Source organism: Microbacterium sp. LMC-P-041, assembly GCF_030209555.1.
GTDB lineage: Bacteria > Actinomycetota > Actinomycetes > Actinomycetales > Microbacteriaceae > Microbacterium.
In genome coordinates this window covers 353,401-369,673 of sequence record NZ_JARVRV010000001.1, presented here as the reverse complement: position 1 = coordinate 369,673, position 16,273 = coordinate 353,401, and the positions used below count along the sequence as shown (strand labels likewise).

At 68.0% G+C, this 16,273-nt stretch carries 17 protein-coding genes; 13 read left to right on the top strand and 4 right to left on the bottom strand.

Annotation, left to right across the window (positions count from 1 at the left end; genetic code table 11):
* From thrB to prfA, 3 genes are all read left to right on the top strand, one after another.
* Complete coding sequence (gene thrB / locus QRN21_RS01825; protein ID WP_072591107.1) at positions 1–930, top strand: homoserine kinase; 930 nt, start codon at positions 1–3, stop codon at positions 928–930.
* A gap of 198 nt (positions 931–1,128) precedes the next feature.
* Entirely contained in the window at positions 1,129–3,114 is a 1,986-nt protein-coding gene (rho, locus tag QRN21_RS01820; RefSeq protein ID WP_285362994.1) for a transcription termination factor Rho, read from the top strand.
* A gap of 11 nt (positions 3,115–3,125) precedes the next feature.
* A complete protein-coding gene (gene prfA / locus QRN21_RS01815; RefSeq protein WP_285362993.1) occupies positions 3,126–4,205 on the top strand; it encodes a peptide chain release factor 1 in 1,080 nt (359 codons plus the stop codon).
* 27 nt (positions 4,206–4,232) lie between these two features.
* Here the strand turns inward: prfA and QRN21_RS01810 are convergent, their stop codons facing one another.
* Together QRN21_RS01810 and QRN21_RS01805 are read right to left on the bottom strand one after the other, a co-directional pair.
* Entirely contained in the window at positions 4,233–4,886 is a 654-nt protein-coding gene (locus tag QRN21_RS01810) for a response regulator (protein ID WP_056278385.1), read from the bottom strand.
* Entirely contained in the window at positions 4,883–6,532 is a 1,650-nt protein-coding gene (locus QRN21_RS01805; protein WP_350223944.1) for a sensor histidine kinase, read from the bottom strand. Before QRN21_RS01805 ends, QRN21_RS01810 begins: the two co-directional genes overlap by 4 nt.
* 157 nt (positions 6,533–6,689) lie before the next feature.
* Between QRN21_RS01805 and QRN21_RS01800 the strand changes: the two genes are divergently transcribed.
* On the top strand, positions 6,690–8,234 hold the full coding sequence (locus tag QRN21_RS01800) for a CitMHS family transporter (protein ID WP_230100612.1): 1,545 nt from the start codon (positions 6,690–6,692) through the stop codon (positions 8,232–8,234).
* An 18-nt stretch (positions 8,235–8,252) separates the two neighbouring features.
* On the top strand, positions 8,253–8,666 hold the full coding sequence (locus QRN21_RS01795; protein WP_053095751.1) for a hypothetical protein: 414 nt from the start codon (positions 8,253–8,255) through the stop codon (positions 8,664–8,666).
* A gap of 13 nt (positions 8,667–8,679) precedes the next feature.
* Here the strand turns inward: QRN21_RS01795 and epsC are convergent, their stop codons facing one another.
* Positions 8,680–9,249 (bottom strand): serine O-acetyltransferase EpsC, encoded by a 570-nt coding sequence (gene epsC / locus QRN21_RS01790; protein ID WP_053095752.1) that lies wholly within the window; start codon positions 9,247–9,249, stop codon positions 8,680–8,682.
* Between the two features lie 7 nt (positions 9,250–9,256).
* Positions 9,257–10,195: a cysteine synthase A gene (gene cysK / locus QRN21_RS01785; protein ID WP_053095753.1), complete on the bottom strand. Its 939-nt coding sequence runs from the start codon at positions 10,193–10,195 to the stop codon at positions 9,257–9,259.
* Between the two features lie 99 nt (positions 10,196–10,294).
* Between cysK and prmC the strand changes: the two genes are divergently transcribed.
* From prmC to QRN21_RS01745, 8 genes are all read left to right on the top strand, one after another.
* A complete protein-coding gene (gene prmC / locus QRN21_RS01780) occupies positions 10,295–11,155 on the top strand; it encodes a peptide chain release factor N(5)-glutamine methyltransferase (RefSeq protein WP_056278391.1) in 861 nt (286 codons plus the stop codon).
* A 48-nt stretch (positions 11,156–11,203) separates the two neighbouring features.
* Positions 11,204–11,911 (top strand): L-threonylcarbamoyladenylate synthase, encoded by a 708-nt coding sequence (locus QRN21_RS01775; protein WP_285362992.1) that lies wholly within the window; start codon positions 11,204–11,206, stop codon positions 11,909–11,911.
* Positions 11,908–13,080: an MraY family glycosyltransferase gene (locus QRN21_RS01770; protein ID WP_053095756.1), complete on the top strand. Its 1,173-nt coding sequence runs from the start codon at positions 11,908–11,910 to the stop codon at positions 13,078–13,080. The genes QRN21_RS01775 and QRN21_RS01770 overlap by 4 nt, the downstream gene beginning before the upstream one ends.
* Positions 13,077–13,652: a Cg1360 family ATP-synthase-associated protein gene (locus QRN21_RS01765; protein WP_053095757.1), complete on the top strand. Its 576-nt coding sequence runs from the start codon at positions 13,077–13,079 to the stop codon at positions 13,650–13,652. Before QRN21_RS01770 ends, QRN21_RS01765 begins: the two co-directional genes overlap by 4 nt.
* Positions 13,653–13,798: 146 nt before the next feature.
* Complete coding sequence (gene atpB / locus QRN21_RS01760; RefSeq protein WP_053095758.1) at positions 13,799–14,581, top strand: F0F1 ATP synthase subunit A; 783 nt, start codon at positions 13,799–13,801, stop codon at positions 14,579–14,581.
* Between the two features lie 43 nt (positions 14,582–14,624).
* Entirely contained in the window at positions 14,625–14,861 is a 237-nt protein-coding gene (gene atpE / locus QRN21_RS01755; protein WP_042541851.1) for an ATP synthase F0 subunit C, read from the top strand.
* 27 nt (positions 14,862–14,888) lie between these two features.
* The gene (locus tag QRN21_RS01750; protein WP_053095759.1) at positions 14,889–15,443 is read left to right on the top strand and encodes a F0F1 ATP synthase subunit B; all 555 of its coding nucleotides are present in this window, start codon (positions 14,889–14,891) and stop codon (positions 15,441–15,443) included.
* The gene (locus QRN21_RS01745; protein WP_053095760.1) at positions 15,443–16,231 is read left to right on the top strand and encodes a F0F1 ATP synthase subunit delta; all 789 of its coding nucleotides are present in this window, start codon (positions 15,443–15,445) and stop codon (positions 16,229–16,231) included. Before QRN21_RS01750 ends, QRN21_RS01745 begins: the two co-directional genes overlap by 1 nt.
* Positions 16,232–16,273 lie beyond the last annotated feature (42 nt).

Sequence of the window (16,273 nt, the reverse complement as noted above, 5' to 3'; positions counted from 1 at the left end):
ATGGCGGCAGGGCGCACGGTCGAGGTGACCGTGCCGGCGACCAGCGCCAACCTCGGTCCCGGATTCGACACGCTCGGACTCGCGCTCAGCGTCTACGACACGCTTCTCGTGACCGAGCTCGCCGCCGGCGAGCTCGAGATCGAGGTCTCGGGTTCCGGCGCGAGCGAGATCCCTCGTGACGACTCGAACCTGATCGTCCGCACGATCGCTCACGTGTACGCCGACGTCGATCGCGCCGTCCCGGGCCTGCGCATCGTCGCGGAGAACGGGGTGCCCCACGGGCGCGGACTCGGGTCCTCCGGCGCGGCGGTCGCGGCGGGGATCCTCGCGGCGAAGGGCCTGCTCGAGGGCGACGTCGAGATCGACGACGCCGACATGCTGCGCCTCGCCACCGAGATCGAAGGGCACCCCGACAACGTGGCTCCCGCGCTGTTCGGCGGTCTGACGATCGCCTGGGTCGGCGAACGAGGTCCTCAGCACAAGAAGCTCCTCGTGCACCGCGGCGTCTCGCCGCTCGTGCTCGTTCCGTCGTACACGATGTCGACGTCGAAGGCGCGATCGCTGCAGCCGCCGCAGGTGTCGACGGCCGATGCGGTCTTCAACGTCTCGCGCTCGGCGCTGCTCATCGCGGCGCTGATGCAGAGCCCGGAGCTGCTGCTCGACGCGACCGCCGACCGACTGCATCAGGACTACCGCGCCGAGGCGATGCCCGAGACGCAGCGGCTCGTCCAGACGCTCCGTGCGGCAGGTTTCGCCGCCGTGGTGTCCGGCGCCGGACCCAGCGTGCTGGTTCTCGCAGACGGCCCCGGAAGTCGTCAGGACGCCGTGGAACTGGCGGAATCGACGACCGACACCCCGTGGGATGCGCTGCTGCTCGCGGTCGACGTGCGTGGTGGTACAGTGGGGAATCGAGCGGAGGGCTCCACGTAACTGCGTGAATCTGGCCCCATTGCAACTCTGCAAGACCCGCACGCAAAACCCCTGTCGCACTGCTCTCACCGAGAACCTCGTTCTTTCCGAGAACCCAGTGCAGAGGCTGGCTGACGCCGAGCGTCAGCCCGTGCGATCGCGCGCAGCACCCGTTGTGCGCGTGCCGCTCATGTCCCCGAGACCAAAGAGGGAGTACTCGTGGAGAATTTCTCCGAGACCCAGAACGACCAGGCGGCACCCGCCGCCGAGGCTGCGGCGAAGGCCGCGAGCTCCGACGCCGCGACGACCGCCGCGACCGAGGTCGCACCGGCCCGCAAGCGCGCTCCGCGCCGTGCGAGCACCGCGACCGCCGCCGCGAAGGCCGAGAAGGCCGCAGCATCCACCGACAGCGCACCGGCCACCGAGGCTCCCGCAGCCGAGGCTCCCGCAGCCGAGGCACCCGCCGCCGACGCGGCACCCAAGGCGAAGGCCCCTCGACGCAGCCGTGCGAAGAAGGCTGACGCAGAGAACGCTGAGTCTCCTGCGGCGACCGCCGAGGCTCCTGCAGCCTCCGCGCCGGCACCCGCCGAATCCACCGAGGCTCCCGCAGCGAAGACCGCAGAGTCCAACGGCTCCGCGGACGCCGGTTCCGCAGAGGCGGGTTCTGCCGACGAGCCGAAGAAGACCACCGGTCGCGGACGCCGCACGGCGAAGAAGCCCGCTGCCGAGGCCGAGACTCCCGCAGCCGAGAAGCCCGCTGACGCCGCACCGGCCGAGGCAGCACCCGCGGCGGACTCCTCCTCCGATTCCGGCGACGGCGAGGAGCAGGGCGGTCGCAACCGCAACCGCAACCGCAGCCGCAACCGCGGACGCGGCCAGAACGGCAACGGCCAGGGCGGCGAGCAGCAGCCCCAGCAGCAGCAGCCGCAGACGGCACCCGCCGAAGACGAGGGCGGCAACGGCCGCAACCGTCAGCGCAACAAGCGCCGCGGCGGCGCGCCGACGGACGAGTTCGACACCGAGATCGGCGAGGACGACGTCCTCGTCCCGATCGCCGGAATCCTCGACGTGCTCGACAACTACGCCTTCGTCCGCACGACCGGATACCTCGCCGGCCCCAGCGACGTCTACGTGTCGCTCGGACAGGTCAAGAAGTACAACCTCCGCAAGGGCGACGCGATCGTCGGCTCGATCAAGCAGCCCCGCGAGGGCGAGCAGCAGGGCCGCCAGAAGTACAACGCGCTGGTGAAGGTCGACTCGATCAACGGCCTGTCGATCGACGACGCCGCGACCCGTGTGGAGTTCGGCAAGCTCACGCCGCTCTACCCGCAGGAGCGTCTGCGCCTCGAGACGGCGCCCGAGAAGCTCACGCAGCGCATCATCGATCTCGTGGCCCCGATCGGCAAGGGACAGCGCGGCCTCATCGTCGCGCCGCCCAAGGCCGGCAAGACGATCGTCCTGCAGCAGATCGCCAACGCGATCGCGCAGAACAACCCCGAGGTCCACCTCATGGTCGTGCTCGTCGACGAGCGTCCCGAAGAGGTCACCGACATGGAGCGCACGGTGAAGGGCGAGGTCATCGCCTCGACCTTCGACCGTCCGGCAGAAGACCACACCACGGTCGCCGAGCTCGCCATCGAGCGCGCCAAGCGTCTCGTCGAGCTGGGCCGCGACGTCGTCGTGCTGCTCGACTCGATCACCCGCCTCGGCCGTGCGTACAACCTCGCTGCTCCGGCATCCGGACGGGTGCTCTCGGGTGGCGTCGACGCCTCGGCGCTGTACCCGCCCAAGCGCTTCTTCGGTGCTGCGCGCAACATCGAGAACGGCGGATCCCTGACGATCCTCGCCACGGCGCTGGTCGAGACCGGCTCCAAGATGGACGAGGTGATCTTCGAGGAGTTCAAGGGCACCGGCAACAGCGAACTGCGCCTGTCGCGCCAGCTCGCCGACAAGCGCATCTTCCCGGCCGTCGACGTCAACGCGTCGAGCACCCGCCGCGAAGAGATGCTGCTGTCGACCGACGAGGTCAAGATCACCTGGAAGCTGCGTCGCGCCCTTGCAGGCCTCGACCAGCAGCAGGCGCTCGAGGTCGTCCTGGGCAAGCTCAGGGAGACCCACTCGAACGTCGAGTTCCTCGTGCAGATGCAGAAGTCGATTCCGACGCTCCCCTCGGGTGCGCACGGACACGACAACAACATCCGCTGAGCGGAGCCGGGGTGTTCGAGTCCGTCCAGACTCTGATCGACGAGCATCGCCGGGTGCAGGAGGAGCTCTCCGACCCGGCGGTGCACGCCGATGCTGCTCGGGCGAAGCGCGTCAACCGTCGCTACGCCGAGCTGTCGAGGATCGTCGCCGCCTATGAGGCGTGGGCGGCGGCATCCGATGACCTCGACGCCGCGAGGGAGCTCGCCCGCGAGGACGAGGCGTTCGCCGCTGAGATCCCGACCCTCGAAGAGGGGGTGCAGTCATCGCAGGAGAAGCTGCGCCGACTGCTCATCCCACGCGATCCCGATGACGCGCGCGACGTCATCATGGAGATCAAGGCGGGGGAGGGCGGCGCCGAGTCGGCGCTGTTCGCCGCGGATCTGCTGCGCATGTACATCCAGTACGCAGCCTCCATGGGCTGGAAGACCGAGCTCCTCGAGCGCAACGAATCCGATCTCGGCGGCTACAAGGACGTCCAGGTCGCGATCAAGGGATCGTCCTCGGACCCCGCCCAGGGCGTCTGGGCGCACCTGAAGTACGAAGGCGGCGTGCACCGCGTGCAGCGCGTGCCCGCGACCGAGTCGCAGGGGCGGATCCACACCTCGACCACCGGAGTGCTGGTGTTCCCCGAGGTCGACGAGCCCGACGAGATCGCGATCAATCAGAACGACCTGAAGATCGATGTCTTCCGGTCCTCGGGCCCGGGCGGTCAGTCCGTCAACACGACCGACTCGGCCGTGCGCATCACCCACGTGCCCAGTGGAATCGTCGTGTCGATGCAGAACGAGAAGTCGCAGCTGCAGAACCGTGAGGCCGCGATGCGCGTGCTCCGGGCGCGACTGCTGGCGAAGCAGCAGGAGGAGCTGGATGCCGCGGCATCCGATGCACGCAAGTCGCAGATCCGCGGCATGGATCGGTCCGAGCGCATCCGCACCTACAACTTCCCCGAGAATCGCATCGCCGACCATCGCACGGGATTCAAGGCCTACAACCTCGATCAGGTGATGGACGGCGCTCTCGAGCCGATCATCGAGAGTGCGATCCAGGCCGACGAAGAGGCTCGACTCGCCGCGGTGGGCTCCGACTCCTGAGGTGACGCCGCTGAGCTGCGGCGCGGGTCAGGAGCGGGCCGCGTACCGGTGCTCCGGCCGTCCGGTCGCCCCGTAACGCAGGCGGACCTCCACGACCGTCCGAGCAGCGAGAGCCGCGAGGTGGCGCTGCGCGGTGGCGCGCGAGATCCCGACGCGCTCTCCGACTTCTGCGGCCGACGCCTCGCCGTCGCCGAGAGCGGCGAGCACCAGCTGCTCGGTCGCGGATCGCGAGACGGACACCGGTTCTCCGGATCCGTGGAGGATCGCCAGGGCGCGATCGGTGTCCTCCTGGCGAAGGGGACGATCTCCGGCGAGCAGGTTGCGATACCGCGCGTAGCGCTCGAGCAGGCCGACCAGCGCCCGACGATCGAACGGCTTCAGCAGGTACCCGACGGCGCCTGATCTGAGCGCGCGTCGAATCGTCGGCGCGTCGTCGGCGGCCGAGATGAGGATCGCGTCCACGCCGCTCTCGCGCACGAGGGCGATGCCGTCTCCGTCCGGGAGGAAGACGTCCGCCAGGAGGAGGTCAGGGCGTGATGAGCGGATGCCGTCCCGTGCCTCGGCGAGGGTGCGGACGGGCTCCAGTGCCGAGAATCCGGGCTGGTCGTCGATGATGCTCCGGTGCAGTCGTCCGACGCGGAAGTCGTCGTCGAGGATCAGCACCCGCAGGGGATCGTTCATCGGTTCTCCTCAGTCGTCGATGTGTCGGTGACGGCGCCACCGAGTCGAGCGGCGAACACGGCACCGTGCTCCTCGCCTCCTGCGTCGATGATCCAGAGATCGCCGCCGCGGCGGCGCGCGATGTCTCGAGCCAACGAGATGCCGAGCCCGCGGCCGTGCACGCGGTCTGTGTCGTCGTCGCGCGGCTGACTCGGAGCCATCGGGTCGATCCCCGCGAGGCCCGGTCCCGAGTCTGCGACCGTGACGACGAGCGCGTCGCCGTCTCCGAGCACCGCGACCTCGACCCAGCGGGGAGTCCGCGCTCCGGCGACGGCGGCGGTCACCGCGTTGTCGACGAGGTTGCCCACGACGGCGGCGACGTCCTCCGGTTCTGCCACGCTGCCGATCAGCTGGCTCTCGTCCGCGACGCGCAGGGAGACGCCGCGTTCACCGGCCTCGATCCCCTTGGCGCCCAGGAAAGAGTGCAGGAACGGGTCGCTGAGCAGGTCGAGCCCGGCGACGGGGAATGCGACCGAGCCGCGCTCGACGAGCTCATCGAGGAATCCCCGAGCATCGTCGATCCTGGCTGCGTCGATGAGCCCCGCGACCACGTGCATCCGGTTCGCGAACTCGTGACGCTGCACGCGCAGGGCGGCGGTCACGGCTTGCACGGTCTCCAGTCGCTCCGTCAGAGCGATGAGGTCGGTGCGGTCACGGATGATCAGCACATGTCCGAGCGGCCTGCCGTCGCGGATCACCGGACGGGAATCGATGTAGAGCACGCGGTGGTCCACGACGGTGCTCGATGTCGTGGGCGCTCCCGTCGCGGTCTCGACGACAGCGGTCGGCAGCGAGAGCTCCGCCAGCCGTCGTCCCACAGCGGCGTCGAGACCGAGCATCCGATCGGCCGCATCGTTGCTCACCCGCACGATCCCTGCCGTGTCGACGGCCAGGACGCCGTCATCCACGCCATTCAGCACTGCTGTCTGGTTCTGCACGAGCGCCACGAGCTCCTCGGGCTGCACGCCGAGCGTCAGGCGCTCCCAGCGACGGCGCAGCAGCAGGAACGCGAGGAAAGCCAGCGCCAGGGCACCGGCGGCGGTAATGCCGATCACCGCGAGCAGCGGAGGCAGGTCATCGAAGACGCCTGTGCGCTCGAATCCGACGCTGACCTCGCCGACGGGGATCCCCGCATCGTCGAGCACGGGGACCTTGGCGCGAGCCGACTCGCCGAGGGTTCCGGTCTGCCAGTCGACCACCTCGTTCCCGGCGAGTACCTCCTCGAAGGGTGTGCTCACCATCTGGCCGATGCGTGAACTGGTCGGATGGGCGAGGCGGATGCCGTCCTCATCGGCGATGACGACGAACAGTGCACCGGTGCGGTCAGAGACGTCCGCTGCAAGGCGCGCGAGCTCGCCCTTCCTGAGCTCGTCCGGGTCCGGCGCCTCTTCGGCGGCCGAGATTCGTGCGACCTCGTCGCGGACCTGCGGGTCCTCGGCGAGGGTCCGGGCGATGCCGAGGGCGGTGGACTCGGCTTCGGTGCGAAGCTGCTGCACGGCGAGAAGGAGGTAAACGCCGGTGCACATCACGACGACAAGGGCGACCGTGGCGAGATGCAGCAGCAGCGTGCGGGTCGCGAACCGAGGTCGCGTCGTCGTCGTCGACACCGTGGTCCTTCCTTCTCTGCTCCCGCGCAATATGCGCAGAACCCACGCTACGCGCACAACATCCGAGAATGCGGCATACCGCGCTCTGCGGGGAGGGATTGCCTAGTCTCGTCAGGATCCGTCGCAGTCGACGGAGCTTCGACGAAGGAGTCACAGCATGCTCGATGCACTCACCGGCCTGTCCACGGCCGCAGAAGAGGCGCCGACCTACGACCTCGCGTTCGTGCCGCCCGAATGGGTTCTGGTCCTCCTGGGCTTCACCATGGTGCTGGCCTTCATGACGCTGATCATGACGAAGCGACTGACGCCCATGGTGGCGCTGATCCTCGTGCCGACCGTGTTCGGGCTGTTCGCCGGTGCGGGGCTCGGCATGGGCGACATGATCCTCGATTCGATCGCCACGATGGCCCCGACCGCAGCGCTGCTGATGTTCGCGATCATGTTCTTCGGCATCATGATCGACGTCGGCCTGTTCGATCCGCTGATCCGGGTGATCACGCGTGTTCTCGGCGATGACCCGGCGAAGGTCGTGCTGGGAACCGCGATCCTCGCGGGAGCCGTCTCGCTCGACGGCGACGGCTCGACGACGTTCATCATCACGACGTCGGCGATGCTGCCGATCTACCTCCGTCTCGGCATGAGTCCGGTCGTCCTCACGTGCGTCGCCGGCTTGATGAACGGCACTCTGAACATCGTTCCCTGGGGCGGGCCGACGGTGCGCGCGGCGACCGCTCTGGGACTGCAGCCGACGGACATCTTCGTCCCCATGCTGCCGGCTCTCGGCGTCGGCATCGTCGTGACGCTGGGCTTCGCCTGGATGCTCGGGCTGGGGGAGCGCCGCCGACTCGGGCGCCTCGACTCCGAAGGGCTGCTCACGGGTTCCGACGGCGGTGCTCTTTCTACAGTGCCGAAGATCTTCCGCGGTGCCGGACCAAAGCCCGGCGCCCGTGCAGCGCTCCGCACCGGCAACATCGTCGTCGTCGCCGGTGGGCGAGGCCCCGTCGCCGCGGCCAGCGTCGACCCGGCCGACACCGCCATGGCGGACACCATGCTCGACCCTGCGCGCCCGACGCTGAGGCCGCGACTGATCTGGTTCAACCTCGCGCTCACCGTCGCCGTCATGGTGCTGCTCGTTCTCGACATCATGCCGCTCCCGTACGTGTTCATGGTCGGTGCCGCCGTCGCGCTGCTGGTCAACTTCCGAGGGATCAAGGAACAGGCGTCCGAGATCGTGGCTCATGCGCCCAGCATCGTCGGTGTCGTCTCGATGGTGATCGCGGCCGGAGTCCTGGTCGGCGTCCTGACCGGCACCGGGATGGTCGATGCGATGGCGACCTGGATCACCGACGTGCTTCCGCCTGCGCTCGGCCCCTTCCTCGCACCCATCACCGGTGTTCTGTCGATCCCGTTCACGTTCTTCATGTCGAACGACGCCTTCTACTTCGGCATCCTGCCGGTGCTGTCGCAGAGCGCGGCGACGTTCGGCATCGACCCCGTCGAGATGGCGAGGGCATCGATCATCGGTCAGCCGGTCCACCTGCAGAGCCCGCTCGTGCCGGCGATCCTGCTGCTCGTCTCGCTCGCCAGCGTCAACCTGGGCGATCACCACAGGAAGGTGCTGTGGCGCGCGGTGATCGTGTCGCTCGTGATGCTCGCCGTCGGCATCCTGTCGGGCGCGATCCCCTTCTTCGTCGCCCAGTGAGAGCGATATGCTCAGCGCGTGATCACCTTCCTCTTCCGCGCGCTGATGTACGTCATCTCGGCCGGCCTCGGTCTCATCGTGGCCGACCTCGCGCTCGAGGGGTTCCAGATCCAGTGGGACCAGTGGTGGGGGTTTGTGCTCTGCATCCTGATCTTCGCCGTGTTGCAGAGCGTGCTCTCACCATGGGTCAGCAAGATCGCGGATCGCTATGCACCGGTCCTGATGGGCGGCATCGGCATCTTCTCGACGCTCATCGCCCTCGTGGTCGTCGTCCTGCTGCCGATCGGTGGGCTGCGCATCGTCGATCTCGTGGGCTGGCTGCTCGGATCGGTGATCGTCTGGCTGATCACGGCGCTCGGCAGTGTGCTGCTGCCACTGATCTTCCTTCGCAAGAAGGTCGACAAGGTGAGGTCTCGCCGCGGGGCGGCCTGAGAGCGCGGGCGCGTCAGATCGAGTAGTCGGGTGCGGTGAGCACCGCTCGGGTGTCCTCGCCCATGACCCGTGCACGGGGCTTGGCGGGCACACCGACGAGGATGCTGTCCGCCGGGGCGTCGCGCGTGACCACGGCATTCGCTCCGACCACGGAGCCCTCGCCGATCGTGATCGGTCCGAGGATCTTCGCGCCTGCTCCCACGGCCACGCCGTCGCCGAGCGTCGGATGCCGCTTGCCTGAGTCACGCGTGCGGCCGCCGAGAGTGACCCCGTGATACAGCATCACATCGTCGCCGACCTCTGCCGTCTCGCCGATGACCACGCCCATGCCATGGTCGATGAAGAAGCGTCGACCGATCCGCGCGCCGGGGTGGATCTCGATCCCGGTGAGCCATCGCGACACCTGTGATGTCGCACGGGCGAGCAGCCGCAGCCGGCGGCGCCACAGCGCGTGCGAGACCCGATGGGCCCAGATCGCGTGCATCCCCGGATACAGCAGTGCCACCTCGGCGCCGCTGCGCGCGGCGGGGTCGCGAAGTCGGGCTGCCGCGATGTCCTCGCGCATTCGGCCGATCATGTCCATCGGGAGTTCAGGCCTCGCGCAGATCCTCGTAGAGCGCGGTCGAGAGGTAACGCTCGCCGAACGAGGGGATGATGACGACGATCGTCTTCCCCGCAGCCTCCGGGCGCTGGGCGACCTGCAGAGCGGCCCAGATCGCGGCTCCGCTCGACATGCCCACGAGGATGCCCTCGCGGCTCGCGGTCTCGCGCGCGACACGGATGGCGTCGTCGAACGTGACGTCGATGACCTCGTCGAGGACATCGCGATCGAGGATCGGAGGCACGAAGTTCGGTCCGATGCCCTGGATCTTGTGCGGCCCGGGGTGTCCCTCGGTGAGGATGGGCGAATCCTTGGGTTCGACGGCGACGATCTTCACGCCGGGGACGCGCTCCTTCAGGACCTGACCGACGCCCGTGATGGTTCCGCCCGTGCCGATGCCGGCGACGAGGTAGTCGACGGAGCCCTCCGTGTCGCGGAGGATCTCCTCGGCCGTCGTGCGGCGGTGGATCGCGGGGTTCGCCTCGTTGGCGAACTGCTTCGCGAGAATGGCACCCGGAGTGCGGGCGGCGATCGCCTCCGCCTCGGCGATCGCGTTCGTCATGCCCTTCGTGGGGTCCGTGAGGATGAGTTCGGCGCCGAACGCCTTGAGAAGGAGGCGCCGCTCCTTGGACATCGACGCGGGCATCGTGAGGATCACCTTGTACCCACGTGCGGCGCCGACCATCGCCAGCGCGATACCGGTGTTGCCGCTGGTCGCCTCCACGATCGTGCCTCCGGGCTTCAGCTCGCCCGAGGCCTCCGCAGCGTCGACGATGGCGATGCCGAGCCGGTCTTTGACGCTCGAGGCCGGGTTGTAGAACTCGAGCTTGGCGAGAACTGTCGCGCCGAGGCCCTCGGTGACCCGGTTCAGACGAACCAGGGGAGTGTTGCCGAAAGCGGAGGTGATGTCGGAGTGGATACCGGGCATGGGGAGAGCCTTCCTGTGCGGGGGACTGCGCGCTCCAGCCTAGGCGAGAGCCCTAGGGGGGTGGGCAATATGACACCTGCCGCGCTCTACGCTTGATCCATGTCCGATCTCTCCCTCGCCTCCGCCGTGCATGCGGCGGCCCGACAGCTCGCAGACGCCGGCGTCACGGATCCTCTCGTCGACGCGGAGCTGCTCGCCGGTCACGTCCTCGGCGCGCGGCGTGGTGAGGTGCAGGCATCGATCATCCGCGGTGATGCGGTGGAGGAGGCGGACGCCGAGGCGTTGCGGGCTCTGGTCGCCCGTCGTGCGAGCAGGGAGCCGTTGCAGCACATCACCGGAACGGCGCCGTTCCGCCACCTCGAGCTCGCGGTCGGGCCCGGAGTCTTCGTCCCGCGACCTGAGACCGAGACGGTCGTGCAGTACGCGATCGACGCGCTCCTCGGGTCCGCGCTTCCCGACCCGATCGGCATCGATCTCGGCACCGGCAGCGGGGCGATAGCACTCGCCATGGCCACCGAGGTGCCCCATGCGCGCATCTTCGCCGCCGAGCTCTCGCCCGACGCGTATCCGTGGGCGGCTCGGAACACGGCGGGGGTGGCCAACCTCACCCTCGTGAACGACGACCTGGCGCACGCGTTCGCGGAGCTCGACGGCACTGCCTCCGTCGTGATCTCGAACCCGCCGTACGTTCCGGACGCCGCGGTGCCTCGTGACCCTGAGGTTCGGCTCTTCGATCCGTCGATGGCGCTGTACGGGGGAGAAGACGGGCTCGACATCGTGCGTGTGCTCAGCGTGCGCGCGCTCGAGCTGCTGCATCCGGGCGGGCTGCTGGTGATCGAGCACGGGGAGCTCCAGGGCGAGGAGATCCGCAGCATCCTCACGCGCGACGGCTGGCGTGCCGCCGCGACGCACCGCGACCTCACCTTGCGAGACCGCGCGACGACCGCTCTGCGTCCCTGACGCGCAGACACGAACCGCACAGACATCGCCAACTAGAATCGGATCGTCATGTCCTCCATCTTCGATTGCGGCGACGAGGCCCAGCTCCTCGCCGGCATGCGCCACGCCCGCCAGGCCATCGCCCGCGGCGAACTCATCGTCATGCCCACAGACACGGTCTACGGCGTCGCCGCCGACGCGTTCTCTCCCGCTGCCGTACAGCGCCTCCTCGACGCCAAAGGGCGAGGGCGCAATCAGCCGCCTCCCGTGCTCATCGGCACGAAGGAGACGCTGCACGCGCTGGCGGAGTCCGTTCCCGAGCCCGTCCAGCGACTCGTCGACGCCTTCTGGCCCGGCGGCCTGACCATCGTTCTCCCCGCTCAGCCCTCTCTCGTCTGGGACCTGGGCGACACGGAGGGGACCGTCGCCGTCAGAATGCCCGAAGGGCGCGTCGCGCTGGAGCTCCTGGCGGAGACCGGACCGCTGGCCGTCTCCAGCGCGAACCTCACCGGCCGTGAGTCGGCGATCTCCGCGTTCGATGCCGAGCGGATGCTCGGAGACAGCGTGTCGGTGTATCTCGCAGACGGCGTCAGTCGCGACGGGGTCGCGTCGACGATCGTCGACGTGACCTCCCTGGTTCCCCGCGGCGCGGAGCTCGCCGCCGGTGGTGTTCGCATCCTCAGAGCCGGCGCCGTCAGCCGCGAACGGCTGGAGGAGGTGCTCGGCGACCTGCTCGAACCCGAGGCGCCGTCGCCGGAATCGGACGGGGATTCGTGAAGCAGTACCTCCTCACGATCATCCTGACCGCCGCGATCACCTTCGCGTTGACCTGGGCGGTCTGGAAGCTGAGCCTGCGTTTCAAGCTGTACCCCGGCATCCGAGAGCGGGATGTGCACACGACTCCCACTCCCCGTCTCGGTGGTGTCGCGATCTTCCTCGGCATCGCAGCGGCGATCGGGGTCTCGGCTCTGAATCCGTTCTTCACCACCATGTGGATGCCGCCGCAGACGATGTGGTCGATCCTCGCCGCATCCCTCTTGATCGCCGTCATCGGCGTCGTCGACGATCTGTGGGATCTCGACTGGATGATCAAGCTCGGCGCACAGTTCCTCGCTGCCGGGATCATCACCGTCGGTGGCGGGCTGCAGATCCTCTCCCTGCCGTTCGGCGATCTGATCGTCTTCTCGAGCTGGCTGAGCATCACCATCACGATGTTCGCGATCGTCATCGTGATGAACGCCGTCAACTTCATCGACGGCCTCGACGGCCTCGTCGCCGGCGTCTGCCTGATCGCGAACGGCGTGTTCTTCGCCTACTCCTACATCCTGACGCGTGACACCGGAGCATCGAGCTACTTCAACCTCGCATCCTTCCTCGCCGCAGTGCTGATCGGCGCGTGCCTCGGCTTCCTCCCGTTCAACTGGAGTCCTGCGAAGCTCTTCATGGGCGATTCGGGAGCGCTCGTGATCGGTCTGCTGATGGCGACGTCCGCGATCGCCGTGACCGGGCAGCTCGAGCCGTCGGCCCTCGATCCCGAGCGTCTCGGACGATCGCAGCTCCTCGGCGCGTTCATCCCGATCCTCCTCCCTCTTCTGGTCGTGCTGCTGCCGCTCCTCGATTTCGGGCTCGCAGTGCTGCGACGGATGAACGCGGGGAAGTCGCCGTTCTCACCCGACCGCAAGCACCTGCATCACCGCATGCTCGACCTCGGCCACCGCGACCGCGACGCCGTGCTCATCTTCTACGCCTGGACCGCGGTCATCTCCCTGGCCGTCCTCCTCATGTACGTGGGCGCGCGTGAGGACTGGCCCGGCCAGTACCTCCCCGGAGTCGTGTTCGGCCTGGTGGGAATCGCCGCGTGCCTCGTCATCACCCTGAATCCTCTGCGCCGACGGAAGCCCGCGGCGTCTGCTGAGTCCGACCCGACACCCGTGGAGTCCCCGTGAGCCCGAGCCCTGTTTCCAGCAATCCGATCCTGCGGAGGACGCTGATCTGGTCCGCGGTCTCGATGGCGGTCCTCGCGATCGTCGCCGGAGCGATCGGCCTCCTCGTCGGCGGGACGGAAGGTCTCGTGAGCGGCCTGCTGGGCGTCGTGCTCGCCATGCTGTTCCTCGGCATCACCGCCCTCAGCATCCTCATCGCCAACCGCTGGTTCGGCGATCCGCTCTACGTGCAGCTGTTCTTCGCGATCGTGCTCGGCGGATGGCTTCTGAAGCTCGGCCTCTTCGTCGTGATCATGATCGTCCTGAGCGGGCAGCCGTGGATCGAGCCGATGGTGTTCTTCCTGTCGATCGTCACGGGCGTGGTGGCGACCCTCGTCATCGACGTGATCGTCATCACGCGGATGCGCCTTCCGCACGTGAGCGACGCGTCCCTTCCCTCCGAGGCTCCGATCGACCGCGCGCCGGGGGTGGAGCTGCCGACCGTCGTGCCGGAGGATCGTGCGCCCGGGCGCCACCACATCGTGCCCGAACCCCCTGCGCAGGAAGGCTCCGACGAACAGCCCCCGCGGTCTTAGGACACCCTCTTATTCTGATAGTGTTGAGACGTGCCCGCCGCTCGCCCGCGAGCGCTTGCGCTTGAAGCACACCGACCATCGTCGCCCCGGTTCTGACCGGTGCCCCGAAGCTGGAGCCCGCGCTGTTCAATCTTGCTGCGACCCTGATGCCCAAACTCGCCTCTGACGGCGAGTTCCACGGACCTTCGATCGACGAGTTCTTCCCGGAGATCCTCTTCGAAGTCGCGGGTATCCCCGTGCACCGAATCCACCTCGTGCAGTTCCTCGCCGTGGTCGCCGTCGTGCTGATCCTCGTCCTCGGAACCCGCCGTATGAAGATCGTCCCCGGACGCTTCCAGAGCGTCGTCGAGATGGGGCTGGACTTCGTCCGCACCAATATCGCGCACGATCTGCTCGGACGCAAGGACGGCAACCGATTCCTGCCGATCCTCACCACCATCTTCTTCATGGTGCTGTTCATGAACATCACGGGAATCATCCCGTTCCTGAACATCGCAGGCACGAGCATCGCGGCCGTGCCGCTGACGCTCGCGCTGGTGAGCTACATCACCTTCATCTACGCGGGTATCAAGAAGAGCCCGCTGGGCTTCTTCAAGAACGCGCTGTTCCCGGCCGGCGTTCCGTGGCCGGTCTACATCATCGTGACGCCGATCGAGTTCCTCTCGACGTTCATCATCCGGCCCGTCACGCTGATGCTCCGACTCCTGATGAACATGGTGGTCGGCCACATGCTCCTGGTGCTGTGCTTCGCAGCCACCCAGTTCTTCTTCTTCACCGCAGGTGGCGGCTGGGCCGCTCTCGGTGTCGGAACCCTCGCCTTCGGCGGCGCCTTCACTCTCTTCGAGATCCTGGTCGCCGTTCTCCAGGCATACGTCTTCACCGTCCTCACCGCGGTCTACATCCAGCTCGCGGTCGCAGAAGAGCACTGAGCGGGTCGGCAACTGCCGTCCCACCCAACGAAAGGAAAAACCCGTGGACGCTACTACGGTTCTCGCAGACATCAACGGTCACCTCGCATCGGTCGGCTACGGCCTCGCAGCGATCGGTCCGGCCATCGGCGTGGGTATCGTCGTCGGCAAGACCATCGAGGGTGTCGCTCGTCAGCCCGAGCTGGCCGGCCGCCTGCAGGTCCTCATGTGGATCGGTATCGCCTTCACCGAGGCGCTTGCATTCGTCGGCATCGCCGTCGGATTCATCCCCTTCCCGTAATCCGAACCGACTTCTGAAGGAGACAGGATGCTGAACGCTCTTGTCACGAACCTCGCAGCAGAGGGTGAAACACCCAACCCTCTGATCCCTGCGTGGTACGACATCATCTGGTCGGGTCTGTGGTTCCTCGTCATCCTCATCGTCGTGTGGAAGGTCGCCCTTCCGAAGTTCACGGCAATGCTCGACAAGCGGTCCGCCGCCATCGAGGGCAACATCGCCAAGGCGGACGAAGCACAGAAGCAGGCTGAGGCCGCGCTCGAGGAGTACACCCGTCAGCTCGCCGAGGCACGCACCGAGGCCGGTGAGATCCGCGAAGCCGCCCGTGAGGACGGCAAGAAGATCGTCGCCGAGGCCAAGGAAGCCGCGTCGAGCGAAGCAGCTCGCATCACCGCGACCGCGCACACGCAGATCGAGGCCGAGCGGCAGACCGCTCTCGTCTCGCTGCGCAGCGAGGTCGGCTCGCTCGCGATCGACCTCGCCGGTGGCGTGGTCGGCGAGACGCTCTCCGACGATGCACGTGCGACCGCGGTCGTCGACCGCTTCCTCGCCGACCTCGAAGCATCCGAGAAGGCGGCTCAGTAATGGGCAGCGCGACCACTCAGGCACTCGCGGCATCCACTCAGACGCTTGCCGCAGCGACGGACGTCACTCTCGACACGGCGCGGGAGCTGTTCGCAGCCGCACGCGCCGTGGCGGAGTCGTCTCATTTGAGCGGCGCGCTCGCTGACCCGTCGGCTCCGGTCGTGGCGCGACAGAACGTCGTCGCCGCGGTGTTCGGCGGGTTCTCGCAGAACGCGCAGACCGTCCTGAAGACGGTCGTCGCCGAGCGCTGGTCATCGGCTTCCCAGCTCGTGGACGGCGTCGAGGAACTCGCGATCAGGGCTGCCGCGATCGCCGAACCGCAGGCTGACATCGGGGGAGAGCTCTTCGGCTTCACCCGGGTGATCGCCGCGAACGCGGAGCTCGAGCTCGCGCTCGGAAGCCGCCTCGGGGGCGAGGACGCCAAGGGCGCGCTCGTCGACAGGCTTCTCGCTGGGGGCGTCAGCGACGCGACCGCCGTGATCGTCTCGTCGCTGGTGCGCCAGCCTCGTGACCGTCGCGTTCGGCAGATGCTCACCCGTGCGACGCGGGTCGTCGCCGACCAGGGCGACCGTGTGGTCGCGACGGTGCACAGCGCCACACCGCTCACCGACGCACAGCGCACCCGTCTCAGCGACGCTCTCTCGCGTCGTTACGACGGCAAGATCTCGCTCAACGAGGTCAACGACCCCTCTGTCGTCGGAGGCCTGCGCGTGCAGATCGCCGATGACGTCATCGACGGCAGTATCTCCGCCCGTCTCGCCGATCTTCGCCAGAAGCTCGCCGGCTAACACGACTTCGCGCGGGGAACCGCGCACCCAGATACAAAGGGA